The organism is Euzebya sp. (genome assembly GCF_964222135.1).
GTDB lineage: Bacteria > Actinomycetota > Nitriliruptoria > Euzebyales > Euzebyaceae > Euzebya.
The window spans coordinates 1-25,866 of record NZ_CAXQBR010000064.1 but is presented as its reverse complement, the minus strand read 5'-3'; the positions used below and the strand labels follow the sequence as shown (position 1 = coordinate 25,866).

Below are 25,866 nucleotides of genomic sequence, written 5' to 3'. Positions count from 1 at the left end.
CGGGGCTCAGCGGACGGCGTCCGCGGTGTCCTGGTCGGTCAGGTCGACCGTGGCGCCCTCGAGCCCCGTCGGCGCGACGCGTTCGAGGTAGGCGAGTCCCTGGCCGAGCCCGACCAGCTGACCCGGGCGGGCCAGCAGCTCCTTCAGCGTGGCGCCGACCGGTGCGACGACCGCGTCCGCACGGCCGTTGCCGCCCGTGATGTGCCCGATCAGGTCGCCGGGGTTGACGGTCGCGGGGACCTCGACGGCCGGCGCGAAGCGCCCGGTCGACGGGGCGACGGCGATCGACATGCGGTCGGCGACCGTGCCGACGAAGAGGTCGATCTGGTCGTCCTGCGGGATGTCGGTGACGACGTCGAACATGCGTGGGTGCCCTCCATGTGTGGTGCTGGTCTCCCACATTCATTGACATTGACGTCAATGTCAACTTGCGGTTCCCGACCGATCGGCCAGGCACCTCAGACCATGGGGCACGAACCGCCTCCGGTGTGCAACCGGACGGTAAAGACCACGTGTCCTCAGCCCTGTTACCCGCGGCAACGTGGCCGGCCGGGCGACCGGTCCCCCCTCCCCCTCCGACGAGCTACCCGGGGAGCTCGATGCCGCGGTCGCGGACGCCGCTCGAGTGGACGGCCACGTGGCAGGCGCGGCAGACCGGCTCGTAGCGCACCCGGTCGCCGGTCACGTCCCCCACCATGACCTGGTCGCCGTCGGTCACCATCACCCCGTCGATCAGCCGGGCGTTCAGCGTGGCGAACTCCCCGCAGGCGCACAGGGGCCCGGTGGGCAGCGCGACCAGCCGGTCCGCCAGCTCCACCAGGCGGGCCGACGCGGGGAACAGCCGGGTCCGGAAGTCGGTCAGCAGGCCGAAGGCCTCCACGACCACGTCGAGGTCGTCGGCCACGCGGGCCAGCTGCTCGATCTGGGTCGGGGTGAAGAAGTGGGCCTCGTCCGCCACGACGTGGCGGACCCCGTCCTCGGCGACCGCACGGGAGATCATGTCCCACAGGTCCGTCTGGTCGTCGATGACGTCGGCCGGCGCGGAGACGCCGAGGCGGGAGGCGACCACGCCGGACTCCCGCGGCTGCATCACGATCAGCATGCCGTTGAGCCCCCGCGCGCCGACGTGGTGGTGGCGCACGAGCGCGGCGAGGCTCTTGCCCCCACCCATCGGTGAGTACGAGAACGTCAACGAGGCCACGACGACCCTTCCCTGCTCGGCTGCGGCCGCGGTCCGCGGCCGATCCGATGCTCGCACGTCGACCCGCCGTCGCCGTGGAGGCGACACGGTCGATCGTGCGGGTGCTCAGCCGCCGATCAACGGGGTGAGGGGCGCGAGCGCCTCGCGCAGGAAGGCGGGGATCGGCCGCTTGCCGGACCCGTCGGTGGCGACGACGACGTACGTGGTCCGGCCGGTCACGCGCTCCTCGGACCCCACCCGGACGCTGAAGTCGAGGTCGAAGGACGTCGTGCCGAACCGCGACGCGGCGACGGCGACCTCGACGGGTTCGAGCCAGCGGACGGCCTGGCGCCAGGTCGTCTGGTTGTGGATGAGCTGGACGTCGTAGCCGCGGGCCATCATCGACTCGTACGCGAGCCCGCGGTGGGCGAGGAAGTGCATCATCGCCTGGTCGAACCATGTGAGGTACCAGCCGTTGAACACGACGCCCTGCTGGTCCACCTCCATGTAGCGGACCTCGACGGGGTAGGTGAACGGGGCCTCGCCGGCGGGGGTTCGGGTGGTGTCCATGGGGCGGGATTAGAGCACGGGCACGGTCGAGCGACCGCCACCCCGGCACCAGGATCGGCCACTAGGATCGGCCGCCATGCCTGTCCCCACCGACTCCGTCATCGCCGCCGTCGACGCCGGCCAGGACGCGGCCCGCCGCGACCTCGAGGCCCTGTGCCGCATCCCGTCGGTCGCGTTCCCGGGCTACGACCCCGCGCCGGTCGCGGCGTCCGCCGACGCGGTCGCCGCCCTGCTCGAGCGCGCCGGCCTCCACGGCGTCCGACAGCTCGCCGCGGACGGCTCGCCGCCGGCGGTGTACGGCGAGCGGACCGACGCTGGTGCCGGTGCGCCGACGGTCCTGCTGTACGCCCACCACGACGTGCAGCCCGCAGGTCCCGAGGAGGAGTGGACCTCTCCCCCCTTCGAGCCCACCGAGCGGGACGGGCGGCTCTACGGCCGCGGGTGCGCCGACGACAAGGCCGGGGTGGTGGCCCACGCCTCCGCGGTGGCGGCGTGGGTCGAGGCCGCCGGCGCCCCGCCGGTCAACGTGAAGGTCATCATCGAGGGCGAGGAGGAGCTCGGCTCCCCGCACCTGGACGCGTTCCTCGCCGACCACGGCGACCTGCTCGCCGCGGATGCCGTGGTCGTGGCCGACCTGGTCAACTGGCGCGTCGGCACCCCGTCCCTCACCTACCTGCTGCGCGGCATGGTCGACGTCACCGTGACCGTCGAGTCCGCCGGCCACGCCGTCCACAGCGGGATGTACGGCGGGCCGGTCCCCGACCCCCTCACCGCGCTGGCCAAGCTGCTCGCCGACCTCACCGACTCCCACGGCGCGGTGACGATCCCGGCCCTGCGGGAGGGGTTGCGGCCACCGCGGCCCCTCGAGGCCGAGCGGCTGGCGGCGCTCGACTTCGACGAGCGCCGTTTCAGGGACGAGTCGGGCCTGCTCGACGGCGTGCCGCTCGGCGGTGACCCGCACCTGCCGCCCCTCCAGCGGATCTGGATGGAGCCAAGCCTGACCGTCCTCGGCATCGACGCCCCGACGACCGCCACGGCGAGCAACAGCATCCAACCCCGGGCGCGCGCCAAGCTGGGCCTGCGGGTCGGACCGGGTCAGGACGCCCGCGCGGTCCGCGACGCGCTGGTGCGCCACCTCGAGGCCCAGTCGCCGCTCGGGCTGCGGGTCAGCGCGACCCCCGGCGCGGCCGGCGAGCCCTACGAGGCCGACGTCGACCACCCGGCCGCCCGGGCGATGCTCGACGCGCTGGCCGAGGGGTACGGCACCGACCCGGTCCTCATGGGGTGCGGCGGGTCGATCCCGCTGCTCGAGCCCCTCCAGTCACGCCACCCCGACGCGACCATGCTGCTGGTCGGGGTCGAGGACCCGGATTCGCGGGCACACGGGATCGATGAGTCGCTGCACCTGGCCGACTGGCACGCCGCCCGCCGTTCCGTCGCGCACCTGTTGGGGAAGATCGCCGGCAGATGACCCGGAAGTCCGAGTACGAGGCCGCGTACTTCACGCTCCTCCGCGCGCGCGAGGAGCTCGACCACCTGCGCCGCTACGCGGAGTTCCTCGACGAGGAGCTCGCCCGGCTCGCCACCTTCGCCCGCACCGTCGACGACGCCCCTGAGGTCGTGCCCGAGAAGTTCCGCAAGTTGGTCGACTCGACCGCCAAGCCCCTGGTGGAGGCGGTCGGCCGGCGCCGCGCGATCGTCCTCGGCGAGCGGGACCGGATCCCCGAGCGGATCAGCGCCCAGGAGGCGTTCGTCACCGAGTGCGAGGAGGAGCTGGCGGCCCTCCGCTGACCCGCCGGCCTACTCCTCGGCCGGGACGATCACACCGCGTCCCCTGCGGGGACGACGTCCTCGAACCGCAGCACCAGGTCGTTCGGCTGCACGGTCAGGCTGACCTCGTCGCGGGGTGCCCACAGGGGGATGCAGTCGCCCTGGCCGGCGTGGCCGCAGAGGCACACGACGAGCTGGCCGTCAGGGGTCATGCCGATCAGCTGGCGGGCGTAGCTGAGCAGCTCGGTCATCGTGACCTCCCCGCCCATGCGCCGGGAGTACGCCATCGCCCACCGGGATTCCGGACGGCCGAAGATGGCGAGCGCCGCACCCGGGTACAGCTTCGTGACCGCGCCGAGCGAGCGGACGCCGCCGGCGATGATCGTGTCCTGCTTCGGCTGCTTGCCGATCCGCGCCCCGACGACCGGCTCCGCCAGGCCACCGGGGAGATCGCTGAGGTCGTAGTTGCCGGCCGCCTGGGCAGCCTTCTGGCGGTCGATCTCGACCTCGTAGACCTGCTTGGTCGCCACCGTCTGCTGCTCCCTGCTGTCGTCGACGTCCGACCCGCCGGGGCGGGCCGGGGGAACTGTAGCCGGATGCCCCGCCGGTGCTCAGCGGCACTCGAGCCAGGCGACGACCTCCGATGCGGGCCGGTCCTCGCTGCCGGGCTCGCGGACCAGGCCGAGGGCCACGTCCCGGCCGACGTCCCCGGGGTCGAGGCACGTCGGGTAGCCGTCGTCGGCGACCGCTCGCTGCCACGGCGCGTCCTCCCCGTCCCCGTCGCCGTCGGCGGTGTCGCGCCACAGGACCCCGACGATGCCGTAGCCGATCTCGGACTCAGCCGCCGGCTCGGAGAGCTGGATCGCGCTGCCGGTGTCGTCGATGGCGCCGACGACCCCCTCGACCACCCTCGTGGTCACCGCGGCCTCCGCCGAGCTCTCGGCGGGGACCGGCTCGTCGGTGGAGCCCGGTTGGTCCCACGTCAGCGTCGTCAGGGCGCCGAACACCGCGCCGATGGCGAGCAGCGCCACCGGTTGCCACGGGGGCAGGCGTCGGAGCCGCCTCGGCTGGGCGTCCGCACCGGGGTCGCTGATCGTCTGTCGGTCCACACCTCTCCCATCGGCAGCTGTGACGGCCGGGCAACCGTACGGTCGGGTGGGTCCCCGGTCAGGTGAGGGCCCGGACGGCGGCTGTCGCCGCGGCGGCGATCAGGACGACGCCGATGAACGGCACGCGCAGGCGGAGCGCGGCCGCGGCGGCCAGCAGGCCGACGAGTCGCGCGTCGACCGTGAGCGCGCGGCCGTCGGCCACCGTCGAGCTCAGGGTCAGGCCGGCCAGCAGCGCGGCGGGCAGCAGCACGGCCAGGCGGGTGACCATGGCGGGCAGTTCCCGCCCGCCGAGCAGGACCGGGCCGGCCGCCTTCAGCGCGTACGTGCCGGCGAACAGGCCGACCAGGACGACGGTCGCCGTCACGGTCGACCTCCGGCAGGGTCGGCGGGAGCCGGGGCACGGGGCAGCAGGGCGGCGAAGGCGGCCAGCAGGATCGGGACGCCCGGCGGGGTGAGGGGGATGGCGACGAGGGTGATCGTGGCGCCGACGACCGCCACCCGCCGCTGGTGGGGGTCCTGCAGGCGCGGCCACAGCAGCGCGAGGAACGCCGCGGGGATCGTGGCGTCGATCCCGAGGTCGGTCACCAGCGTGCCGGTGTCCGGCAGGGCGACGGCTCCGAGGACCGTCGAGGCGTTCCAGGTGAGGTACACCCCTCCCCCGCCGAGCAGGTACCCGATGCGGCGCGTCCGCGGCGTCGACCCGGCGGTGCCGACGGCCATCGCCTCGTCGATCATGAGCTGGGACTCGAGGGCGCGGCGCCACAGCGGACCGCCCAGGTCCGGGGCGAGCGTCACGCCGAACGCGAGGGACCGCGCGTTCAGCAGCAGCCCGGCGGCGATCGCCGCAGCCGCCGACCCGCCGTCGGCCAGGACGCTCACGGCCGCGAACTGGGCGCTGCCCGTGAAGACCGCGGCGGAGAAGCCGACGGTCTGCCACAGGGCCAGGCCGGCGCTCGCGGCGAGCGCCCCGAAGGCCACCCCGACCGGGGCGACCGCGAGCGCGATCGACGCGGCCTGGCGCTGCAGGCGCTGGACCTCGGTGCGCTCGGCCGTCTCCACCACCCGCGGAGTCTGCGGTGGCCGGTGGGGCCAATCAGGCGTCCACCGGCCGGACCGGCGTCACTCGGTGGCGGCGGGCTCCGGCGACCCGGCGGGGGCGGGGCCGCCGCCGAGGCCCTGGACGACCTCCTCGAGCGGGGTGACCTGGTCCGCTGCGGGGACCTGGACGTCGAGCGGGGCGTCGTAGTCGTCGAAGGTGATCGTGGTCACCACCTCGCCGGCGCCCTGCACCTCGACGGTCTGGCGCTGCTGGCGGACGCGGTCGTCGCCGTCGATCCACACCTCAGCGGTGATCGTGTCGTCGCCGAGCTGGGCCTGGAGCTGCTCGAGCGCCTCGCGGGCCTCCCCCTCCAGGGACTCGAGGCCGGAGGAGAAGTCGACGGTGTAGCGGTAGTGGGTGGTGTCGACGCCGGCGACCTGCTCGGTGCCGACCTCCCGGACGTCCTCGGCGGCGCTGAGGAACGCGAACTGGACCGCCGGGTCGTCCGCGCCCTGCTGCAGCGCCTCGAACCCGGGGATCGGGGTGGCCTCGGTGTCGACCGACACCCACTCGGTCGGCGCGGGCAGGACCTCCGACGGGAACCGGTAGTAGATGACGGTGTCGTCGAGCACCATGTCGAAGGACTGCTCGGTCCCGTCGGCGCCCGGCAGCGTCGCGGTCGCGTTGCCGCGGAGGGGCGGGGTCGTCGTGAACGTCCCGGTGGTCGTGAACGTCTGGCCCTGCACCTCCTGGACCGAGGTCGACGTCACGGTGTCCGCCTCGAGGGACGCCTGCGCGGCGTCGAGCAGGACCTGGCGGTCAGCCGGCGTCCCCTCCGCGACGGACTCCGAGCCCTCCTCGGCCGGCGGTGTGGCGGACTCCGTCGTCGATCCGGTGGCCGGGGTCTCGGTGGCCGGGGTCTCGGTGACGTCGTCGGCCACCGCCTCGCTGGCCTCCGTGGCCGGGGTCTCGGTCACGTCCTCGGCGGTCTCGGCGTCGTCGCCGGTGCAGGCGGCGAGCACCACCAGCAGGGCGAGCAGCAGTGCGGTCGTCCTCATGGGTCTCACGGGTTCTCCTGTCGTGGTGGGCAGGCGTGGTGGGCAGGCACGGCGTCGTCGGTCAGGTCGTGCCCGGTGGTCGGCGACCGGTAACCCCCGGTCACGCCGACGGGCCGCCCGGGGGTGCCGGGCGGCCCGCGGTGTGGAGTCGATCAGCTGCTGGCGCCGTCAGCGTCGACGGGGTCCTCGGTGGGGAACCCCTCGGTCGTCTCGGTCTCGGTGGGCTCGGTGGGGGTCTCGGACTCGGTCGGGGTCTCGGACTCCGTCGGCTCCTCCGAGCCGGTGTCGCCGCCGGCGGCCGCGACGGCCTCGTCGAGCACGTCGGCGCAGACGGCGGTGTCGCCACCCAGGGCGACGACGCGGTCGGGGGCCAGGCGGGCGATCTCCTCGGTCACGACGTCGGGGATGGTGTCGCAGGAGGGGACGAGCAGGATCGGGCCGGTGGTCAGCGCGCCGGCCGACAGGCTGTCGGGGAACTCGTCGGCGCGGGCGATGAAGACGTCGTCGGCGCCGTCGGGGTAGGCCTCCTGGCTGATGGAGACGGAGGTCTCGAACCGGGTCTCGCCGCCGAGGCGGTCGCCCTCGACCTCACCCTCGCCCGGCAGCCCGGGCAGGCCCGGCTCCTCGGACTCGGTCTCGGTCTCGGTGACCGTCTCGCTCGGATCGGGGGACTCGGTCGGGAGGATCTGGGACACGGCCGGGTTGGCGAACAGCGCGAAGCCGACGACGACGGTCAGGGCGACCGCGATGCCGGACAGCGCGGAGCGGGCAGGACGGGACATCAGGGGGGTCCTTTCTGTTGCGGTCCACCCGTCCTAATCGCGGGGCCCCCGACCGGCTCCCGTCCGACGAGCCGTTGGTGAGCCGGGCAGGTCAGTCGCGAGATCGCGTCCGGACCTGGCCGATCGACACGTAGCCCTCGGCCTCGAGGCGACGTCGGAGGCCAGCGTGGACACGGGCGGCGAAGGCGGGGCCGCCGTAGACCATGCCGGTGTAGGCCTGCACGAGCGTCGCGCCGGCGGCCAGGCGGTCCCAGACGTCGTCCGCCGATGCCACCCCGCCGGCGGAGATGAGGACCAGGCGGTCGCCAACCCGCGCGTGGAGGCGCTCGAGGAGCTGGAGGGACCGCTCGCGCAGCGGCTCCCCCGACAACCCCCCCGCCCCCGCGGCGGCGACCTCCGCGGGGGCGGTGGCCAGCCCCTCCCGGGCGATCGTGGTGTTGGTGGCGATCAGGCCGTCCAGGCCGAGCTCGACGGCGAGGTCGGCGACCGCGTCGACGTCGTCGTCCGCCAGATCCGGCGCGATCTTCACCAGGACCGGCGGGGACGCGCCGGACGCGGCACGGGCGTCCAGCACGGCGGTGAGGACCGGCCGCAGCGCGTCGACGGCCTGCAGGTCGCGGAGCCCGGGGGTGTTCGGGGAGCTGACGTTCACGACCAGGTAGTCGGCGTGGGGGGCGAGCAGGCGGGCGCTGGTGGCGTAGTCCTCCGCGGCCGCGTCCGCGGGCGTCACCTTGCTCTTGCCGATGTTCGCGCCCACCACCGCGTCGTGCCCGGGGCGGCGACGGCGCCGGGAGAGGCGGACGGCTGCGGCGTGGGCGCCGTGGTTGTTGAACCCCATGCGGTTGATGAGCGCCCGGTCGCGGGGCAGGCGGTGCAGGCGCGGGCGGGGGTTGCCAGGTTGGGGTTCGGCGGTGACGGTGCCGACCTCCACGAAGTCGAAGCCGAACGCGGCCATCGCGTCGGGGACCTCGGCGTCCTTGTCGAACCCGGCGGCCAGGCCGAGCGGGCCCGGGAAGTCGATGCCCATGGCGCGCACCGCGAGGGAGGGGTCGGGACGTCCGACGACGGCTCTGACGAGGGCCAGCGCGGCGGGGAAGCGCTCCAGGAGCGCGAGGGCGCGAACCGTCCAGGTGTGCACCACCTCGGCGTCGAGGCGCGTGAGGACGTGGTCGAAGAGGGGGCGGTAGAGCACGGGGGCGCAGTATGCCGGTCGTCGCCGGGCGGCCGCCGGTCGGGGGCTCGGCTGCCGGGTGGGACGTCAGCCGTCGGGCGACCCGTCCGGGCCGAAGGGCGTGAACAGGGCTCGGACGTTGCGCGAGCCGGCCTGCAGGCCACCGGGTGTGGAGGTGGCCTGCAGCTCGACGGTGTGCGAGCCCGCCGCCACCTGCACCGCGCCGCCGGGGCTGCACCCGCCGGTCTGCCCGCCGAGCAGCTCCCCCGTCGTCGAGGCGACACCAGATCCGGTCACGACGACCCCGTCCAGGACGAGCTGGCAGCCGACCACCCGCACCCCGGTGACGGTCCCGCTCACGACCGCGGTCCCGTCGACGGCCAGCCACCCCGCGGTCGGGACGACGATGGTGGTGGACAGGATCGGTTCGAAGTCGAGGATGCCGGCCCCGATGGGCACCTGCGCGGTGGCGCTCGAGTGCGCGAGGCGCACGAGGTCACCGGCGGCGTACCCGTCCAGGGCGTCCGCGTCCTGGGCGCGCGCCGCGGTGTCGGCGGTGGTCGCGGTGTCGGCGGTGGCGGCGTGGGCCGCCTCCTCCGCGGCGACCGCCGTGCCGGCGCGGGGCAGGAAGGCGGCGGGGCGATCGGCGAGGATGGCGGCCAGCTCGCGGGCGGTGGCCAGCCGGGAGTCGCCGGCCGCCCGCTCGGTCGCGTAGCCCAGCTCCCCCACCGCGGTCGCCACTGACGGGCTGAGCGCAGCGGTGCCGCCCGCCAGCACGACCACGTCCGGGTTGAAGGCGGCCAGGCCCTCAGCGGCCTCTGCCGACAGGGTGGCCTGGTCGGTCAGCAGGACGATCCCCCCGAGCTGGCCCGCGACGGCCGACGCGGCCAGGGCGTCGACCGGGTTGTCGGCGCGGGCGAGGAAGGCGATGCGATCGGTCCCGCCCTGGCGGGTCCGGGCGACCGCGGTGCCGGTCACGGCCAAGAGCAGGATGACCAGCGCGAGGGCGGCGATCCCGCGGGCGGAGGGGTGGGGACGGGGCACGGGACCTCCCGGGTGCATGGGGTGCGGACTGGCGGAACCTACGCCCATCCCGGGATGCGCGCGCGGGCCTGGGTCAGCGCACGATCTCGTAGGAGGCGCGGAAGGCGTCGAACAGCGGTTCCTGGTCGGACCAGGCCGTCTCGCTGGTCTGGAAGTTGAGGGCGTAGCCGTACCGCTCCCCGCTGACGTTGAGGTTGTAGGCTCGCACCCCACCCCCGTCGGTGGCGTAGCGGTACTCCCACAGGGCCGCGGGCTGGCCGTCGAAGGTCGTGGGCTCCAGGCGGATCCGCTCGTAGCCGGGGTGGCTGGCGGCGAAGTCGGCCTCGTAGGCCTCCCAGTCGGCCAGCGGATCGGGGGCGGGGTCCTCGGTCCAGTCCAGGCGCAGGTACGCGGGAGATCCCGGGTCCTCGAGGTCGGTCCGGGTCTCGTCCAACCGCTCCGCTCGCCAGCCCGGGGGGTGCGCGACGGCGTACGGGGCGTGGTCGGGGGCGTAGGTCACCCAGTCGGCGGGGACGCCTTCGCCTCCCCCACCGGCCCCTCCCCCACCGGACGCCTCGGGCGCGGTCGCCGGCGGGTCGGTCGGACCTGTGCCGTCCGCCGCGGTGTCCGGCGGCGTGCCAGGGCCCCCAGCGGGTGGGGCCGGGACTGCGGCCGGGGCGGGGGCGGGGTCGTCGGTGACCGGCCTCTCGACGTCCGGCTGGTCGGAGCCCGGGACGTCGGGGTCCGGCGCGACGGCCGTGGCGGTGGCCCCGTCGGCGACGGCGTCCGGGACCGGGTCGTCCCGGTCGGTCAGGGCCACGCCCGCGATCACCGCAGCGACCACCACCAGGGTCAGGGCGGCGAGCGCGGGGACCAGCCGTCGACGACGGGATCCTCGGCGAAGGGCCGGCGCGAAGCCGTCCGGCCTGGCGGGGTGAGCCCCGGCCGACGTCGGCTCGGTGGAGGGTGCGGGGACGGGGGCCGCCGTCCCGGTCGCCTGCCGCGGACCCGCGGCTGCCTCGAGGAGGGCCCTGGCCGTCCGGCTGTCGGCCCTGGCCGCGGGATCGTGGACGAGCAACCCGTCGAGGGCCGGTGCCAGCGCGCCTGCCCGCTCGGTCGACCGCGGGGGTTCGTGGACCACGGCGTGCATGGTCGCGACGGCGCTTGGGCCCTCGTAGGGGGGCTGCCCCTCGACCGCGTGGTACAGCGTGGCACCCAGCGACCACAGGTCGGCGGCGGGTCCCACGTCGCGTTCGGTCGCCTGCTCCGGCGCCATGTAGGCGGGCGAGCCGATGACCGCGTCCGTCGCGGTCAGGCGGTCCTCGCCGACCACCACCGCCGTGCCGAAGTCGGTCAGCCGCACCGTGCCGGACGGGGCGACCAGGACGTTGCTCGGCTTGACGTCCCGGTGGACCACGCCGATCGCGTGCGCGGCGTCCAGCACGTCGAGGAGGTCGAGGCCGATCCGGGCGACGTCCCGAGGGTCGAGGGGCCCGTCGGCGGCGATGACCCGGGCGAGGTCCGGCGCCTCGACGAGCTCCATGATCAGGTGGGGACGGTCCTCGTGGGTGACGACGTCGTAGATGGACACCGCACCGGGGTGCTGGAGCCGTGCTGCGGCCCGCGCCTCTCGGAGCAGGCGCTCGCGCTGGAGGCCGTCGCCGCCACCGAGGTCGAGGGGTGCGGTGACGACCTTGACGGCGACCGGGCGGTCGAGGACCGTGTCGGTCCCCCGCCACACCTGCCCGACGCCACCGCGGCCGAGCAGCTCGTGCAGCTCGTAACGGCCAGCGACGCGGACACCCTCGGATGTGGACATCCCGGCGGTCCTACCCGCCTCGGGGTGCCGTGCACCCGTCGTCGGGCGCGACGGGTCACGTGGCGACGTCGACCAGCAGGGCGATCTCGCCGATGACCGCCGCCGCAGACCGCACCACGGGCACGGCGAGGACCGCCCCCGTCCCCTCCCCCAGCGCCAGGGCGAGGTCGATCAGCGGATCGAGCCCCAGGTCCTCGAGCGCCGCGGTGGCTCCCGGCTCGGCGGAGCGGTGGCCGGCGATGAGGACGTCCGCGGCCGCGGGGCACAGCCGCACCGTCGCCAGGGCCGCCGCGACGGCGATCACCCCGTCGAGGACCACCGGCACCCGCCGCGCGGCGGCGGCGAGGACCACACCGACCAGGGCGGCGTGCTCGGCGCCCCCGCGGGAGGCGAGGGTCGCGAGGGGATCGCGGTCCGCGCCGTGGCGGGCCAGCGCGCGACGGACGACCTCGGCCTTGTGCGCGATCACGTCGGGCGGGTTCGCCGCCCCCGGCCCGGTGACGTCGGCGGATGGGCGGCCGGTGAAGGCCGCGATCAGGCAGGCGGAGGCCGTCGTGTTCGCGATGCCGAGGTCCCCGGTGGCGATGAGGTCGGCGCCGTCGTCGATGCGGGCCGCCGTCAGGTCCGCGCCGGCGCGGACGGGGGACGTGCCCGCGATCCCGGCCAGTCGGACGCCCAGGTCGCCGAGCCGCCCGAGGCTTCCCGGCGGGACCGCCAGCGACGCGAGCCGCTCGGTGGCGGAGGCCGTCGCATCAGGATCGGCCGGTCGCACCGGGTCCACGAGGTCGTCGATCGCGGTGCGGGCGGGTCCGTCGGGCATGGTCGAGATCTCGTCGCAGGCGTGGGGGCGTCGGATGTGGCCACCCCCCGGCCCGCACCTGCACCTCGCCCGAGTGGCTCGCGGACCAGGAAGCCAGATCGCCGAGGGCCGGGCCGTCAGGCACCCGTGGGTCGATGACGGGGACGCCAGACCGGCCACCGGCCCGCCATGCACCCACGGGTCGATGGCGGGGACGCCCCACCGGCCACCCGCCCCGCGATGCGCCCGTGGGTCGATGGCGGGGACGCCACACCAGACCACACGCCCCGCGATGCGCCCGTGGGTCGATGACGGGGGTCAGTGCGGCCTGCCCCCAGAACCTGGTGCCGATGTGCGCGGACCGGGGGGCGGTCGCGCGTGCAGCACGGTCTCCTGCTGCTCCCGACGGGACTCAACACCCGCGCCGCCGGTGATGTGTGCTCCTGACGTGCCCGGCGGCGGCGACACGCTGCTCCTCCGCTGGATCGATCGGGCGGACCCGTCGCCCCCGTCGACGTACTGCGATGGTGCATGCCGAGGTCCGTCCTGGCGTGCGCTCCGAAGGGCCAGCTCTGATGCACCGTGCCCGCCGGTGGGCGGAGCGCGGCTGGCTACTGGTCGTCGTCCGTCTCACGGACGTGGACGAGCGGGGTCTTGTACGCGGTCCGCGGCATCGACCCGGGTGCGACGACGGTGACCGCGACCCTCACCTGCAGCCGCGCACGGACGTCGGCGGCGATCGCGGCGGCCACCTCGCGGTATCGGTCCGGTGCGAGGTCGTCGGACGCCTCGACATCCATCGGGATGGGGCCGTCGAAGCGGACCTGATCGGAGCCGTCCTTCCAGACCCGGATGCTCGGCTGCACGTCGTCGGCGAAGCCCTGCAGCACGACGTCCCGCAGCGAGGAGGGGAAGACGTTCATGCCCTTGTAGATCAGCATGTCGTCGGTCCGGCCGACGCAGCGGATGCGCGGAGAGGTCCGCCCGCACGCACATGACGTGGCCGTCACCAGCACGTGGTCGCGGGACCGGTAGCGCAGCGCCGGTGTGGCCTCGCGTGCGAAGGTGGTGTACACCGCCTCGCCGCGCACCCCTTCCTCCCACGCCCGCGGCTCGCCGGTGGCCGGATCGACCAGCTCGACGGCGACGGCCCGTTGGCCGCAGAAGTGCATGCCGCCACCGTCCTCGCACTCCGCCCACAGGCACGCGAGCACGTCGCCGAGACCCATGATCTCGCTCAGCACGTCGAGTCCCCACCCCTCGACGATCTTCTGGCGTATCTCCGGCTGTCCCAGGCCCGGCTCACCGCCGCCGAGCATCTTGCGGACCCCGATGTCCTTGGCCGGGATGCCCACCAGGTCCTCGCAGCGGTCGGTCAGGTAGGTGCCGAACGACGAGGTCGCCAGCACCGCGTCCACGCCCAGTGAGATCATCAGCTCGACGACGCGCTCGGTCGGCCACCCCCCGATCCAGGCCAGCCCGGCACCGATCCGGCGGAAGCCGTCGGCGTACGGCAGCCCCCCGGCGACGCCCGGCAGGCCGACGAGGTGCCCGGCGATGTCATCTGGTCGGACACCTGCGGTCCAGAACGCCGTGGCGATCACGTCCGCCCACATCTCGACGTCGGTGGCGGTGAGCCCGTAGAGGACCGGCTGGCCGGTCGTCCCGGAGGACGACAACACCTGGTGGATCGCCCCCCGCGGAACCGCCTGGTGACGACCGAGCGGCAGCGCCGGGTCACGCGTCGACTGGGACTCGCGCACCTCCGCCTTGGTGGTGAACGGCAAGTCCTCGAGGAAGGCCAGATCGCGTACCACGCCAGTCGGCACCCCGACGCCGGCGAGCTTCTCGGTGTGGAACGGGGACCGGTCGACCAGGCCGCGCACGAACGTCGCGGTCCGCTCGGCCTGCCATGCGAGCACGTCGGTCCACGGCATGGTCTCGAGCTCTGCGTCGAAGTAGCGCACCATCGCTCCTCTCCCCTCGGTGCGGTCAGCCAGGAGCAGCGGTCCGGCGGGACGGCGTCCGTGACGTCAGCTAGGACGTGCCCCTGACGGCATGCACCCAGTCGGTCACCGCGGTCACGTCGGTGTCCCGCGGCAGGTCCACGTCGGTCAGCACCACCCCGGCACCGGCCACCGGTGCGGTGAGCGGTTGACGTCGGACCAGCGGCAGTCCGTACTCCTCCATCGTGCCGAGGGCGAGCGCCTGGTGGAACCGCGCGATGTTGCCGAGCGTGTCGAGCGGCGCGCCGGCCGCCCCCGCGTCATCCAGGACGACGATGACGTCGGCGCCCGCGGCCAGGAAGGCCTTGCCGAGGTCGAGCAGCCCCGTGCAGCCACCCTCGGTCGCGGCCGCCCCGGGGAGGCAGGCGACCAGCACGAGGCGGTCGCCCATCGAGGCGCGCAGCCGTCGCGTCGCCTCCACCGCGGTGTCGGTGGCCACCGCCGTGACGCTGGCCTGCCCGTGAGCGGTCAGCGTGGCCGGCGTGGCGACCGGCACGCCGTCGGGCTCGCAGGCGTCGACGAGGTCGCGCAGGGCGTTGGCCAGGTGCGTCGGGTCGTGGACCACGTCCTCGGGGGCGCGCTCCTGGATCCGCGCGGCCACGCCCAGCGCCAGGGGCACGGCGACGCAGGCTCCGTCGTGCGCGCCCCGCACCATCGCACGGATGCGCTGTCGCGGTGCCAGTGCCACGGCGCTCACGGCCGCATCAGCGGTTCGAGCACCGCCCCGTCGGGCCAGGACCCGAAGTGGGTCAGGATCGAGTCGTCCGGCTTGCGCTGCGACCACGACTCGACGAACTCGTCGTAGGGGACGCCCCGCTCGAGCCGCTGGTCGCGGATGCGCTGGCGGGACTCCTCGGTCGCCTCGGCGTCGAGCAGGCCCGTGACCGGATCGATGGTGACGCCGTAGACGTCCTGGGCGACCGAGGCCGACACCATCTTCTTGGTGACGTCCGCGGCGACGTCCTCGGGTTCGCGGTCGAGCGGGTCGCCGTAGCCGGTGCCGCCGGTCGACAGCCCGATGATGATGGACTGGCCCTGCGCGACGGGGTGGATCGCGCTGCCGTAGGGCTTGGCGATCACCTCGCCGCCGAACTTCCCGGCCAGCAGCGCCTCGAGGGTCAGCGTGCCGGCCTCGGCAGAGGCCAGCGCCTCGGTGATGTCGATCCCCTCGAGGACGATGCCCGGGACCGTCGGCTGGGCGTACCCGCCGAACAGGGGCTGGGGGGTCTGGATGATCGAGTTGTCCGCGATCGCCATCTCGAACAGCATCGGGACGTGGTGGGTGACCCACAGCTGCGCGGTCCCAACCCCTCCGCGGTACTTGCCGTGCCCGCCGGAGTCCTTCCAGTGGCTCGAGAACGGGATCAGCATCGGGAACTCGTTCTCCATGCTCTCCACGTCCGGCGCACGGCCGAAGGCGCACCACGGGAAGCCGTAGGAGTCCATGCCGTCCTGGGTGGCCCGGGCGCCCTGCCCCTCGGTGTTGATCGGGTAGGCGATCATGTCGGCGAAGTTCGCGCCCCACTGGGAGATGCCGGCCAGGACGATCGCGTTGCCGCCGTTGCCCTGGCTGGCGGCCACCTGTCGCCACTCGTCGGTGCCGTAGCGGGCCCGCGAGATGCAGTTCGCCACCGCGCTCATCGCGCCCGTCGCCGCCATCACCGAGCAGGACGTGGCCGCACGCGCGTCCGGGGAGAGGATCGAGTTCGGGGGGAAGGTGAAGTCGATCGGGGCGAACGTCGCCGAGGAGATCGGCAGGTCGTGGAAGACGTACTCGTAGATGTAGTTCGCCATGTGCCCGATGACCGCCTGGGGGTGGGCGTTGTAGCTCGACGGGGTCTCCGGGCTGGTGCCTGTGAAGTCGAACTGCAGGTGGTCACCGTGCTTGGTCATCGTCATCGCGCAGTTGCGGATCAGCCCTTCGCTGAGCCCCGCCGCGTCCGAGAAGGTGTTGCACCGGTAGGTCCCGTCGACCCAGTGGGCGATGCGGGCGCGGGCGCCGGCCTCGGCCTCGTCGAGCATCCGGCGGAGCAGGCCGACGACCTGGTCGCGCCCCTCCCGCTGGAACATCTCCAGCAGGCGGACGCGGACGCGGTCGGCCGTCGTCGCCCGGGCGCGCATGTCGACGGTGACGTTGGCCTCCGCCCTGAGTCCGAAGGCGGCGAACATCTCGATCACGTCGTGGTTGAGCACGAAGTTGGTGCCGACCCGCATGGGGGGCAGGTTCATGCCTTCCTCGAAGCGGGCGGTCGCGGCGAGCGGCATCCCGCCCGGCTCGACCGCACCGGTCTCGGTGGTGTGGGACAGCGCGGCGGTCCAGGCGACGAGCTCCCCCTCGAAGAACACCGGCATGATCGCGACCTGGTCGGGGTTGTGGATCCCGCCGTAGAGCGCGTCGTTGGTGTACCAGATATCACCGTCGTGGATGCCGGGGTTGTCGGCGTGCCGGTCCAGGATGTACTTGATGACGATCGGCGGGATGACCGCGTGCAGGTAGGTCCCGGCCGAGGCGTTCACCAGGTCGCCCTTGGCGTTGAAGATCGCGACGATCGAGTCGCCGGCCACCCCCATCGACGAGCGGGACGAGCGCATGAATATCTCGTAGCCCTCATCCAGGATGTCGGCGGTCCGCTGGACGCCGATCTCGTAGCTGCCGCGCACGAGCGCGTCGGCGCAGCGGCGTTCGTCCTCGTCGGCCTCGGTGACCTTGAGGCTGGCGAGCTTCTCCTCGAGGCTGGGGTGGCTCATCGCTCTGCTCCCTTTGCTGCGCGGTCGGCTGCGGTCTGGGCGGGGTCGGTGTCGGCGTCGGCGTCGGCGCCGCTGAGGATCCCGAGTCCGTGCCGGTCGATGCGGAGCTGCTGGCCGGGCGGCACCACGATGGTGGAGAACTCCATCTCGACGATCCCGGGCCCGGTCACCACGTTGCCGGGCCGCAGCGCCTCGAAGGAGTAGACGTCGGTGTCGACGCGCTGGTCGAGGACCGGCCAGTACGCCGACCGGCTGGTCGTCCGGGCGGCCGAGGGGTCGGCGGCGCCCAACTCGTGCTCCTCGAGCTCGAGCTTCTGGGTCGGGATGGTCGCCTTCAGCACGATCGCGTCCAGGTACACGCCGCCGGGCTTGTTGACGACGTGGGGGCTGAAGGCGTCGGAGAACTCCTTCTCGAAGGAGTCGTAGATCCGCTGGGCGTCATCGGCAGAGGTGATCCGCGTCAGCGGGGAGGCGACCCGCTTCACCTGGACCTGCCCGCCGTACAACATGTCTAGCTCGACGCTGAAGACGGCCTGCTCGGCATCCAGCCCCTCTGCTTGGAGGTCGGTGGTGGCCCGCTCGATCAGCCCGTCGACGACGGTGTTGAACTCGTCGGCGTCGATCACGATCTCGCCGGTCATCGGCGCCATGTACTGGAGGCGCCCGCTCTGCTCGTACACGTGCATGATGTCCATGACCGAGGAGCCGAGGGCGCTGAACACCGGTGCCTGGGGGAAGATCACCGCGGTCGGCACCTCGGCCCGGTAGCCGGCGACGTGCGTCGGGCCGCCACCGCCGAAGGCGAAGATGGCGAAGTCCTCGGGGTGGTACCCGCGGAGGTGCACCTCCCGCTTGATCGCCGAGGCCATGTTCTCCTCGACGATCCGGCGGATCAACGCGGCAGCCTCGTCGAGCTCGAGGCCGAGGGGTTCGGCGATCCTCGTCCGGATCGCCTCCGCCGCCAGGTCAGGGTTGAGGGGCATGTTGCCGCCGAAGTAGCTGTCCGGCGCGATGTAGCCCAGGACCACGTCGGCGTCGGTCACCGTCGGCTCGGTCCCGCCCAGGTCGTAGCACGCCGGACCGGGGTAGCTGCCGGCTGACCGCGGGCCGACCTCGAGGCGGTTGCCGAGCAGCGAGTTGATCCAGGCGATCGACCCACCGCCGGCGCCCATCGTCGTGGTCTGGAGCATCGAGATGCCGACCATCCAGCGGTCGATGATCGGCCGGAACTCGTAGCTGCGTACCGAGCTGTCCACGACCATCCCGACGTCGAAGGAGGTTCCGCCGACGTCGGAGGCGATCACGTTGCGGTAGCCCAGGGCCTGGCCGATGTGGTAGCTGCCCATGAGCCCCGCCACCGGACCGCCGTTGAAGGTGCGGCTGGCGGTCGTCTTGAAGATCTCCGCGGACCCGCCGGTGTTGTGGGTGAGGAGGAAGCTCCCGGTGTAGCCGTGGTTGCGCAGCTGGTCCCAGGTGGTCTCGAGCTCGAACTTGATGGACGTCTGCAGGTACGCGTCGAGGATCGCGGTCATCGTCCGCTCGTACTCCCCGGCCTTGCCGACCACCTCGTGGGACAGCACGACCGGCAGGTACCCGACGTGGTAGCTCTTGTACTCCTCGCGGATGATCCGGCGGACCATCCGCTCGTGCTCGGGGTTCGCGAACGACCAGAGCAGGCTGACTGCGATCCCCCGGGCGCCGGCGTCGACGAGGCGTCGCAGCTTGTCGCGGACGTCGCGCTCGTCCAGAGGGCGGACGACCGTGCCGGCCGAGTCGACCCGCTCGGCGACGCCGACGATCATGTCGCGGTCGACCAGGGGCTCGGGCTTGCGCTGCACCGCCAGGTTGCGCCGCTCGTTGATCCTGGTGCCGTCGACCCACTGCGCGCCCCGACCGATGAGGATGGCATCCTCGTGTCCCTCTGTGGTGATCAGCCCGAGCTTCGGGCCCTTCCGCTCGATCAGCCGGTTCATCGCGACCGTCGTCGAGTAGCGGACGATCTCCACCTGCGGCAGCAGGTCGTCGAGCGCCAGGCCGAGCTGCTCCGCGCCGGCCGTGAGGACGTTGACGAACCCAACCGACAGGTCGTAGGGCGTGGTCGGCGCCTTCGCGACCAGGCGCTGGTCGTCCCAGCTGAGGACGAGATCGGTGAACGTCCCCCCGACGTCGATGTCGATGGCCTTCATGGTTGACGCACCTCTTCCAGCTTCATGTCGTCGTCGATGCGGACCTCGTCGCTTGCCAGCCGGGCCTTGATGGCGTCGACGTCCAGGGCGGTGTCGTGGGTGAGGGGATGGCCGGGCGGCAGGTACTCGGTCTCGATCTGGCGGGCGCAGCCGGGGCAGTAGAACTCGAGGATCCGGATCCACTCCCCGCGCGGGGCGAAGGTGTAGTCGCCCTCGATGCCCGGCGGGTGGATCTCGGAGGGGTCGCGCTCGCCGACCAGCAGGCCCCGCTTGTAGTCCTCGCGGAGCGGGCCGATGTCGTGGCCGCAGTCGTGGCAGTGCCAGCGCTCGGTGTCCAGATCCGCGTCGAGGTACTCCGCGATGTGGATGCGTGTGCTCATGTCGTCCTCGTCCGTCACAGGGGTCGGGGTGGGGGCACGGGGTCAGGCGCGGGAGAGGACCGCGTCGCCGTGGTCGTCCGTGGCGACCCGCCAGCCGCGGGTCGCCAACCAGGTGAACGAGCCGCCGTCGACCAGTGCCGGCCCCTCCACGGCAGCACCGACCAGCCCGTCGGCGTCGAAGGTCGGAATCCGCTCGTCGACCCCGTAGGGGGAGGGACGGGCGTCCCGCGGCGTCGCGGACCCGGGCTCGAGCCGGGACCGCTCGAGGGTCGGGAGGGGGTGGCGAGCGGTCAGCCGCACCAGCTCCGGGGTGCCGTCGAGCCGGTCCTGGATGCCGGAAGGCCCCTCCCCGGTCGACGTCTGCGAATCGCGGTCGCTGCGCAGCTCCCAGGTGAACGTCGCGTGGGTCGGGTCGAACCCCTCGCCCCGGAGGTCACGTCGAGCCTGGGCGGCCAGGTCGTCGGCGACACGTCCCAGCTGCTCACCGCCGTGGACCAGTGCGCACTCGTAGACGTGGACGACGTCGGAGATCGCCGACCCGAAGGCGGAGTAGACGCTGCCGTGGCGGAACACCCGTGCGGCCGAAGCACCGAGGCGCTCGGCGACCGCGGTCGCGAACAGCGGCCCGTTGCCGCCGTAACCGTAGACGGTGCAGGTCGAAGGGTCCCAGCCGGCCTCCTCCGCGGCCTCGCGAGCCAGGGTGGCGGCGACGTCCCACGCGGCCTCCACCACCCGGGTGGCAGCGGTGTCGGCATCGACGCCGAGCGGCTCGCCGACGTCGCGGGCGAGGGCCTCACGAGCCTTCTCGACGTCCAGGGTGCGCCGACCGTCGAGGAAGGCCGTCGGTGACAGGAACCCGACGACGAGGAGGGCATCGGTGACGGTCGCCTTGCGGCCTCCCAGCCCGTAGCAGGCCGGCCCGGGCGCGGCGCCCATGCTCTCGGGTCCGAGGACGACCTGGCCGTCGCGCACGGCGGCGATCGAGCCGCCGCCGAGGGCGACCGAGCGCAGCAGCGGCATGTCGAGCTCGACGGGGATGTCGAACAGGTCCCCGCGGGGTAGCAGCACCGGCTGACCGTCCTCGACGGCGGATACCTTCGCCGTGGTGCCGCCGACGTCGATGGCCAGGACCCGCCCGTCGCCAGCCTCGCGCGCCGCGGCGGCGCAGGCATAGGTTCCGAAGATCGGGCCGGACTCGATCGTGTCGAACGCCTTGGTCTTGCCGATCCGCGCCACCCCGCCGTTGATGTGGCCGATGAGCACGTTCCCACGCCACCCGTGGGTGTCACGGACGGTCTCCTCGGCACGGTAGAGGGTGGTGGCCAGCGCCGGGTGCACGTAGGCGTTGATGAGGGAGGCGACGGTGCGCGTGGCGTCGTCGGGGCGCAGGACGATCTCGCTCCCTGCGAGCGCGGGGATCGAGCCGAGGAAGTGGTCGGGGTAGTCCTCGGTGATCAGGTCGATGATCCGCTGCTCGGCGCTGGGGTCGTGGAAGGCGTCCTCGAGCGACACGTTGATCCGCCGGATGCCGCGGTCGAGCAGCGACTTGATCGCCCGTCGCACCGTCTGCTCGTCGGCGTCAGGTGCGATGCTCGAGATGTCCTCGGCCTCCACGAGGGTGCCCACCACGGCTGCGGCCGCGTCGGCGTCGTAGAGGTCGTCGGTGTGGCCGGCACTGACGAGCAGCCCGATCTTCGGGCCGGTCCGCTGGGCCAGGACGTTGGAGGTGATCGTCGAGGACCACCGGATGACGTCGACGTCGGCGAGCAGGCTGCGCAGGTCGGCGTACCCGAGAGACTCCCGGACGCCGTCGAGCAGCTCCATGAACGCGATCGTCACGTCGTGGGGCGTCGTCTCCACCTTGAACGACCTGACCTGGCCGTCCCCACTGACCAGCCCGTCGGTCATGGTGCCGCCGGTGTCGATGTCGATCGTGAGCACGTGGGCCTCCCGTCGCCGCCGGCCCGGAGCCGGCGCCTGTCGATGTGGTGTCGGGACCGTAGACACCACGTCACGACTGGCCATATGGTGAGAGACCACAAACAGATCCGAGAGCCATCGTGGATGTGCCACAACACCGGAGGTGTGGATGGCAGCGCGCGATGCAGTTGAGGTCGACCGCCGTGTGGAGGCCCTGACCCGGCTCGGGCAGGTCCTGACCTCGACCGCGGACTACGAGGCGGCCCTCGAGAAGCTGATCGCGACGATCAGCGAGCTGCTCGACGTCGAGAGCGCCGGCTTCATGCTCTTCGACCCCGCCACGGCCCATCTGGTCCTGCAACAGCCCGCCTTCGGCATCTCCGATCCCTCGGCGATCCGGGCGTACCGGGTGCCGGTCAGCGGTCACGGGAACGCCGTGCGGGTGTTCACCACCCAGCGGCCCTACGTCACCAACGACGCGCCGACCGACTCCTCGGTCCTGGCGGAGTACGTCTCCCTCTACGCCGCCCGCAACATCTGCACCGTCCCCCTGGTCGTCGAGGACCGCGCGATCGGGGTCTGCCACGCCATCAACAAGCGTGGCGACTTCAGCGATGCCGACCTCGCCCTGTTCACCGCGATGGCACCGCTCCTCGCGGTCAGCGTCCAGTCCGCGGCCCTGTTCCGCGACGTCCGGGCGCAGCGGGAACGGTTGGAGCGCGCGGTCTTCCTGCAGGCCCAGCTGTCCCGCACCGCGTTCGAGGCACCCGGGCTGCACAGCATGACCGCGCGCCTCGCCGATCTCGTGGACCGCCCGGTGATGGTCCTCGATCCCGGCCTCCGCCCGCTTGCGGCTGCCCGCTGGCCCGACAGCCACAGTCCGCGCGACGACTGGATCGAGGGGGCATCTCCCGACGTCATCGACGCCCAGGACAGCACACGGCCGCGGGTCGTGCCGATCGCCGTGGGCGCCCGTGAGGGCGGCTACCTCGCGGTGTTGGACCCCGCAGGGGCCCTGGACGACATCGATGCCGGCGCGATCGAGCACGCCGCGACGATCTTCGCGCTGGAGATGCTGCGGGAGCGCACCGCGGTCGAGGCGGAGTCACGTGTCCACTCCGACATGATGGGCGAGCTGTTCGACGCCGCCCACCGCGACGAGCGCGAGGCGATGCAGCTGCTCGAGGACCTCGGCTACACGATGCCGGGACCCTGGCGGGTCGCCAGGGTCCGGGTCCGCTGGCCAGGCGGCCGGCGGGGCGGGCTGGGCGATGAGGTGCAACCGCCGCAGGTCCGCATGCACCCCCTCGTCCGGCAGCGCTGTCTCGAGGTGCTGGAGGCCGCCGCGGCCGCCCCGTGGCGTGCGGGCTTCCTGATCCTGCTGCCAGCCACCGTCGACGAACCGGACGCCGACGCCGAGATCGCGGCCCGGCTGCTGGCAGAGCTGCAGCGGACGGCTGAGGAGATCCGCCACGGCTCCGGCGTGGCGATGGCCGTCAGCTCGCCGGCGGTCAGCCCGTCCGAGCTGGGCGCACGCCTCGGCGAGGCCGAGCAGGGCCTCGCGATCGCCCGCCGCATCGGCGCGGAGGACCGGCCGCTGATGTTCGAGCACCTCGGCGTCTACCAGGTGCTCCTGGGCGGCGGCGGCCAGCGCGAGCACGCCCGCTTCGTCGACGCCGCGCTCGGCCCGCTTGTCGCGCACGACGAGCGGCACGGCACGGAGCTGGTCGCCACCCTCCGCGGGTACGTGGCCGCGGACTACAACGCTGCGGCCGCATCTCGGGCGTTGTTCGTGCACCCCAACACCCTGGCGTACCGGCTCAGGACCATCCGTCGGCTCCTCGCCGGCGACCCGTCCAAGGGCGACCTCCGGCTGCAGGTCGAGCTCGCGTTCCGGTTGGCGGACCTGGCTCCGGCTGGTGGGCACCGCCTCCTCGCCCCACGAGACGTCGGCGACGCATCCACTGGTTGACCGTCCGGTCAGGCAGGTCCTACGGTGTTCGGCACCTGCCCCTGCCGAGGACGCCGTCATGTGCCCTGCCGATCCTGCCTTCCGCACCGCCGCCATCCCCGTCGACGCCGCCTGGTCCTCGCCGTTCGTGCGCTGGCAGGGCGCGCTCGGCGGGGTGTCGAGCCTGGATGTCGCCGCCTGGGTGACAACCGCTGCGGCGGCTGATCGCGGGATCGACCCGTCCGACCTCACCCGGTTGGTGCTGGGCTGGACGGTCCCCCAGGAGGGCATCTTCTACGGCGCCCCGACCGTGGCGGCGCGCATCGGTGCCCCCGGAATCTCCGGCCCGATGGTGTCCCAGGCCTGTGCCACCGGGGCGGTCAGCATCGAAACGGCCGCGGTGCTCGTCGACCACGACCCGGACGAGGTCGTGCTGGTCGTCACCACCGACCGGACCAGCAACGGGCCGGTGCTGACCTACCCCTCCCCTTCGGCCCCCGGTGGGGCGCCGACGGTCGAGCACTGGGTGCTCGACAGCTTCAAGCGGGACCCGTGGGCGGGCAAGTCGATGGTCGCCACCGCCGAGGCGGTCGCCGCTGAGGCGGGCATGAGCCGCGAGCAGGTCGACGAGATGACGTTGCTCCGCTACGAGCAGTACCAGACCGCACTGGCCGACGACCGCGCGTTCCAGCGGCGCTACATGGTCCCCATCGAGATCCCCGGTCGGAAGGGCACCACGGTCATCGAGGCCGACGAGGGCGTGTTCCCGACCACCGCGGAGGGACTGGCGAAGCTCGCCCCGGTCGACCCCGACGGCATCGTCACGTTCGGCTCCCAGACCCACCCCGCGGACGGGACCGCCGGCATGGTGGTCACATCGGCCGAGCGGGCACGCGAGTTGGCCGGCGGCGGCCCGATCGGGCGGATCCTCGGGACCGGCCAGTCCCGCGTCCCGGCTGCGGAGATGCCCAAGGCTCCCGTGCCGGCCGCCGCCCGTGCGCTGGCCGCCGCTGGCCTGGGCTTCGACGACGTGGACGCGGTGACGATGCACGACCCGTTCGCCGTGAACGACATCTGGTTCTCCGAGCAGACAGCCATCCCTGCGGAGAAGGTCAACGAGCGCGGCTCGAGTCTGGTCTTCGGCCACCCCCAGGGCCCCACGGGCACGCGCCTGGTCATCGAACTGCTCCACCGCCTGGCAGAACGCGGCGGCGGCATCGGGCTCTTCACCGGCTGCGCCGCCGGCGACACCGGCGCCGCTCTGGTGGTCGAGGTCACCTGAGCTTTCGACCGGGTTCGTCCCGACAGCCTTCATCCGAGCTTTGGTCCAGCAGCGGGCGGGGCGCCCAGGCTCAGCTACGGACTTGGTGTCCCAAGGGCAAGTCGGGCTGCCCCGCCCACCGAGGTGAGCATCGCAGGGTCATGCGGCGGCGGCCACCACCTCCTCAGCGGGGATGCCGGCGATGGCTGGGTCCCACATGACGCGACGGGTGCAGACGGTGTGGAGTTGGCGGAGCAGGGCGGCGGCGATCGCGGTGCGGGCTTGTCCGTCAGACAGCGGGTTGCCGGCGGCGCGGCACAACTCGACCACCGGCTTCCAGCGGTGACCAGTCGGCTCGCACGCCACCACGATCCCGTCGAACCCGGGCGTCGGCGGCGACCTCCTCAGCCCAGGCGATGTCCTGGTCCAGACCCCACGGCGAGCAGGCGAACATCCGACGGGCGATCACCACCGAGTCGTGGTCCATCACCGCCACAGCCTGCTTGGACTTCGCCAGATCGATCGCGCAGACCGCCACCTCGCGGCTGACCACCCCTCGCAGCCGTGCGAGCCGCTCGTTGCGGCGCCGATCGCCTCGACCCAGCCGCTGCTGGTGCCTACCCTCGCTCATGGCATCCCTAAAGGTCACTGTGATGGTTGGAAGCACCACACCCTGGCAGGCAGGGATGCCACTCAACCCTTCAGGCAGTTACTCGGTCCACAGGGCGGGAGGTCACCACGCCTGCAGACCCACGACGATCTGGAGGAGCTTCTTGGTCTGGGAGCGGATCACCAGCGACCCCGGGGTCATGGCGGGTGTCCCCTGCATCCGGGGTCTGCGCATGCCTGTGGCCACGGTCGTCGGGATGGCGGCCGACGGCATGACCGACGATGAGATCCTCACCGACTTCCCGTACGTGGAGGCCGAGGACATCCAAGCGGCGCTGCGGTACGCCGCCGAAGCCGTTGTCAGCTGCCATGAGCATGGGACCACCCTGAGGCAGGTTCTGCCAGATGGATGGGACCACCGTGTTGCCAGTCGTGGGACCACCTCCCGGGGGTGGGGTCGCCTGAAGTGTTCGCTCCGTCGTCGT

25 protein-coding genes are annotated in these 25,866 nt (G+C 73.1%); 5 read left to right on the top strand and 20 right to left on the bottom strand.

The window, feature by feature from the left end:
- Positions 1 to 6: 6 nt before the first annotated feature.
- The 3 genes from ACEQ2X_RS13350 to ACEQ2X_RS13340 form a co-directional block, all read right to left on the bottom strand.
- Positions 7 to 363, bottom strand: a complete 357-nt coding sequence (locus tag ACEQ2X_RS13350; RefSeq protein WP_370326310.1) for a hypothetical protein — start codon at positions 361 to 363, stop codon at positions 7 to 9.
- Between the two features lie 220 nt (positions 364 to 583).
- A complete protein-coding gene (locus tag ACEQ2X_RS13345; RefSeq protein WP_370326309.1) occupies positions 584 to 1,171 on the bottom strand; it encodes a thymidine kinase in 588 nt (195 codons plus the stop codon).
- A 135-nt stretch (positions 1,172 to 1,306) separates the two neighbouring features.
- Positions 1,307 to 1,750 carry an acyl-CoA thioesterase gene (locus tag ACEQ2X_RS13340; RefSeq protein WP_370326308.1) on the bottom strand — a complete coding sequence of 148 codons (444 nt, stop codon included), beginning with the start codon at positions 1,748 to 1,750 and terminating at the stop codon, positions 1,307 to 1,309.
- 76 nt (positions 1,751 to 1,826) lie between these two features.
- On the opposite strand from ACEQ2X_RS13340, the gene ACEQ2X_RS13335 reads away from it, so the two are divergent.
- Together ACEQ2X_RS13335 and ACEQ2X_RS13330 are read left to right on the top strand one after the other, a co-directional pair.
- The gene (locus tag ACEQ2X_RS13335; RefSeq protein WP_370326307.1) at positions 1,827 to 3,221 is read left to right on the top strand and encodes a M20/M25/M40 family metallo-hydrolase; all 1,395 of its coding nucleotides are present in this window, start codon (positions 1,827 to 1,829) and stop codon (positions 3,219 to 3,221) included.
- On the top strand, positions 3,218 to 3,541 hold the full coding sequence (locus tag ACEQ2X_RS13330) for a hypothetical protein (RefSeq protein ID WP_370326306.1): 324 nt from the start codon (positions 3,218 to 3,220) through the stop codon (positions 3,539 to 3,541). The genes ACEQ2X_RS13335 and ACEQ2X_RS13330 overlap by 4 nt, the downstream gene beginning before the upstream one ends.
- Positions 3,542 to 3,570: 29 nt before the next feature.
- Here the strand turns inward: ACEQ2X_RS13330 and ACEQ2X_RS13325 are convergent, their stop codons facing one another.
- From ACEQ2X_RS13325 to ACEQ2X_RS13250, 16 genes are all read right to left on the bottom strand, one after another.
- Positions 3,571 to 4,050 (bottom strand): hypothetical protein, encoded by a 480-nt coding sequence (locus tag ACEQ2X_RS13325; RefSeq protein WP_370326305.1) that lies wholly within the window; start codon positions 4,048 to 4,050, stop codon positions 3,571 to 3,573.
- Positions 4,051 to 4,131: 81 nt separating this feature from the next.
- A complete protein-coding gene (locus tag ACEQ2X_RS13320) occupies positions 4,132 to 4,629 on the bottom strand; it encodes a hypothetical protein (protein ID WP_370326304.1) in 498 nt (165 codons plus the stop codon).
- A gap of 58 nt (positions 4,630 to 4,687) precedes the next feature.
- Entirely contained in the window at positions 4,688 to 4,993 is a 306-nt protein-coding gene (locus ACEQ2X_RS13315) for an AzlD domain-containing protein (protein ID WP_370326303.1), read from the bottom strand.
- A complete protein-coding gene (locus ACEQ2X_RS13310) occupies positions 4,990 to 5,688 on the bottom strand; it encodes an AzlC family ABC transporter permease (RefSeq protein ID WP_370326302.1) in 699 nt (232 codons plus the stop codon). Before ACEQ2X_RS13310 ends, ACEQ2X_RS13315 begins: the two co-directional genes overlap by 4 nt.
- Positions 5,689 to 5,748: 60 nt before the next feature.
- On the bottom strand, positions 5,749 to 6,726 hold the full coding sequence (locus tag ACEQ2X_RS13305) for a hypothetical protein (RefSeq protein WP_370326301.1): 978 nt from the start codon (positions 6,724 to 6,726) through the stop codon (positions 5,749 to 5,751).
- A 152-nt stretch (positions 6,727 to 6,878) separates the two neighbouring features.
- Positions 6,879 to 7,508, bottom strand: coding sequence for a cell wall-binding repeat-containing protein (locus tag ACEQ2X_RS13300; RefSeq protein WP_370326300.1), 630 nt, complete (start codon positions 7,506 to 7,508; stop codon positions 6,879 to 6,881).
- A 91-nt stretch (positions 7,509 to 7,599) separates the two neighbouring features.
- The gene (locus tag ACEQ2X_RS13295; RefSeq protein ID WP_370326299.1) at positions 7,600 to 8,700 is read right to left on the bottom strand and encodes a quinone-dependent dihydroorotate dehydrogenase; all 1,101 of its coding nucleotides are present in this window, start codon (positions 8,698 to 8,700) and stop codon (positions 7,600 to 7,602) included.
- Between the two features lie 66 nt (positions 8,701 to 8,766).
- Complete coding sequence (locus ACEQ2X_RS13290) at positions 8,767 to 9,723, bottom strand: cell wall-binding repeat-containing protein (protein WP_370326298.1); 957 nt, start codon at positions 9,721 to 9,723, stop codon at positions 8,767 to 8,769.
- A 73-nt stretch (positions 9,724 to 9,796) separates the two neighbouring features.
- Positions 9,797 to 11,521 (bottom strand): protein kinase, encoded by a 1,725-nt coding sequence (locus ACEQ2X_RS13285; RefSeq protein ID WP_370326297.1) that lies wholly within the window; start codon positions 11,519 to 11,521, stop codon positions 9,797 to 9,799.
- A 55-nt stretch (positions 11,522 to 11,576) separates the two neighbouring features.
- Entirely contained in the window at positions 11,577 to 12,341 is a 765-nt protein-coding gene (locus tag ACEQ2X_RS13280) for a nicotinate-nucleotide--dimethylbenzimidazole phosphoribosyltransferase (protein ID WP_370326296.1), read from the bottom strand.
- A gap of 590 nt (positions 12,342 to 12,931) precedes the next feature.
- A complete protein-coding gene (locus ACEQ2X_RS13275) occupies positions 12,932 to 14,290 on the bottom strand; it encodes a phenylacetate--CoA ligase family protein (RefSeq protein WP_370326295.1) in 1,359 nt (452 codons plus the stop codon).
- A gap of 67 nt (positions 14,291 to 14,357) precedes the next feature.
- Positions 14,358 to 14,945 carry a hypothetical protein gene (locus tag ACEQ2X_RS13270; RefSeq protein WP_370326294.1) on the bottom strand — a complete coding sequence of 196 codons (588 nt, stop codon included), beginning with the start codon at positions 14,943 to 14,945 and terminating at the stop codon, positions 14,358 to 14,360.
- Between the two features lie 74 nt (positions 14,946 to 15,019).
- Entirely contained in the window at positions 15,020 to 17,074 is a 2,055-nt protein-coding gene (locus ACEQ2X_RS13265) for a hydantoinase B/oxoprolinase family protein (RefSeq protein ID WP_370326293.1), read from the bottom strand.
- Positions 17,071 to 19,260 carry a hydantoinase/oxoprolinase family protein gene (locus ACEQ2X_RS13260; protein ID WP_370326292.1) on the bottom strand — a complete coding sequence of 730 codons (2,190 nt, stop codon included), beginning with the start codon at positions 19,258 to 19,260 and terminating at the stop codon, positions 17,071 to 17,073. Before ACEQ2X_RS13260 ends, ACEQ2X_RS13265 begins: the two co-directional genes overlap by 4 nt.
- A complete protein-coding gene (locus tag ACEQ2X_RS13255; RefSeq protein WP_370326291.1) occupies positions 19,257 to 19,640 on the bottom strand; it encodes an acetone carboxylase subunit gamma in 384 nt (127 codons plus the stop codon). The genes ACEQ2X_RS13260 and ACEQ2X_RS13255 overlap by 4 nt, the downstream gene beginning before the upstream one ends.
- A 42-nt stretch (positions 19,641 to 19,682) precedes the next feature.
- Entirely contained in the window at positions 19,683 to 21,581 is a 1,899-nt protein-coding gene (locus ACEQ2X_RS13250) for a hydantoinase/oxoprolinase family protein (RefSeq protein WP_370326290.1), read from the bottom strand.
- A gap of 148 nt (positions 21,582 to 21,729) precedes the next feature.
- Here ACEQ2X_RS13250 and ACEQ2X_RS13245 point away from each other — a divergent pair, with 148 nt between their 5' ends.
- Positions 21,730 to 23,532 carry a helix-turn-helix domain-containing protein gene (locus tag ACEQ2X_RS13245; protein ID WP_370326289.1) on the top strand — a complete coding sequence of 601 codons (1,803 nt, stop codon included), beginning with the start codon at positions 21,730 to 21,732 and terminating at the stop codon, positions 23,530 to 23,532.
- Positions 23,533 to 23,590: 58 nt separating this feature from the next.
- Positions 23,591 to 24,793, top strand: coding sequence for a thiolase family protein (locus ACEQ2X_RS13240; protein ID WP_370326288.1), 1,203 nt, complete (start codon positions 23,591 to 23,593; stop codon positions 24,791 to 24,793).
- 268 nt (positions 24,794 to 25,061) lie between these two features.
- On the opposite strand, the gene ACEQ2X_RS13235 is transcribed toward ACEQ2X_RS13240, so the two are convergent.
- Positions 25,062 to 25,403 (bottom strand): hypothetical protein, encoded by a 342-nt coding sequence (locus ACEQ2X_RS13235; protein ID WP_370326287.1) that lies wholly within the window; start codon positions 25,401 to 25,403, stop codon positions 25,062 to 25,064.
- Positions 25,404 to 25,581: 178 nt separating this feature from the next.
- On the opposite strand from ACEQ2X_RS13235, the gene ACEQ2X_RS13230 reads away from it, so the two are divergent.
- Positions 25,582 to 25,866 (top strand): DUF433 domain-containing protein (locus ACEQ2X_RS13230; protein WP_370326329.1); only part of this gene is annotated, 285 nt, incomplete at its 3' end.

Bases quoted from the DNA above. Each gene is read 5' to 3' on its own strand.
- ACEQ2X_RS13345 (WP_370326309.1), bottom strand. From the start codon at position 1,171: ATGGGTGGGGGCAAGAGCCTCGCCGCGCTCGTGCGCCACCACCACGTC.
- ACEQ2X_RS13285 (WP_370326297.1), bottom strand. From the start codon at position 11,521: ATGTCCACATCCGAGGGTGTCCGCGTCGCTGGCCGTTACGAGCTGCAC.
- ACEQ2X_RS13350 (WP_370326310.1), bottom strand. From the start codon at position 363: ATGTTCGACGTCGTCACCGACATCCCGCAGGACGACCAGATCGACCTC.
- ACEQ2X_RS13340 (WP_370326308.1), bottom strand. From the start codon at position 1,750: ATGGACACCACCCGAACCCCCGCCGGCGAGGCCCCGTTCACCTACCCC.
- ACEQ2X_RS13300 (WP_370326300.1), bottom strand. From the start codon at position 7,508: ATGTCCCGTCCTGCCCGCTCCGCGCTGTCCGGCATCGCGGTCGCCCTG.
- ACEQ2X_RS13275 (WP_370326295.1), bottom strand. From the start codon at position 14,290: ATGGTGCGCTACTTCGACGCAGAGCTCGAGACCATGCCGTGGACCGAC.
- ACEQ2X_RS13305 (WP_370326301.1), bottom strand. From the start codon at position 6,726: ATGAGGACGACCGCACTGCTGCTCGCCCTGCTGGTGGTGCTCGCCGCC.
- ACEQ2X_RS13280 (WP_370326296.1), bottom strand. From the start codon at position 12,341: ATGCCCGACGGACCCGCCCGCACCGCGATCGACGACCTCGTGGACCCG.
- ACEQ2X_RS13240 (WP_370326288.1), top strand. From the start codon at position 23,591: ATGTGCCCTGCCGATCCTGCCTTCCGCACCGCCGCCATCCCCGTCGAC.
- ACEQ2X_RS13335 (WP_370326307.1), top strand. From the start codon at position 1,827: ATGCCTGTCCCCACCGACTCCGTCATCGCCGCCGTCGACGCCGGCCAG.
- ACEQ2X_RS13255 (WP_370326291.1), bottom strand. From the start codon at position 19,640: ATGAGCACACGCATCCACATCGCGGAGTACCTCGACGCGGATCTGGAC.
- ACEQ2X_RS13330 (WP_370326306.1), top strand. From the start codon at position 3,218: ATGACCCGGAAGTCCGAGTACGAGGCCGCGTACTTCACGCTCCTCCGC.
- ACEQ2X_RS13265 (WP_370326293.1), bottom strand. From the start codon at position 17,074: ATGAGCCACCCCAGCCTCGAGGAGAAGCTCGCCAGCCTCAAGGTCACC.
- ACEQ2X_RS13245 (WP_370326289.1), top strand. From the start codon at position 21,730: ATGGCAGCGCGCGATGCAGTTGAGGTCGACCGCCGTGTGGAGGCCCTG.
- ACEQ2X_RS13260 (WP_370326292.1), bottom strand. From the start codon at position 19,260: ATGAAGGCCATCGACATCGACGTCGGGGGGACGTTCACCGATCTCGTC.
- ACEQ2X_RS13235 (WP_370326287.1), bottom strand. From the start codon at position 25,403: ATGAGCGAGGGTAGGCACCAGCAGCGGCTGGGTCGAGGCGATCGGCGC.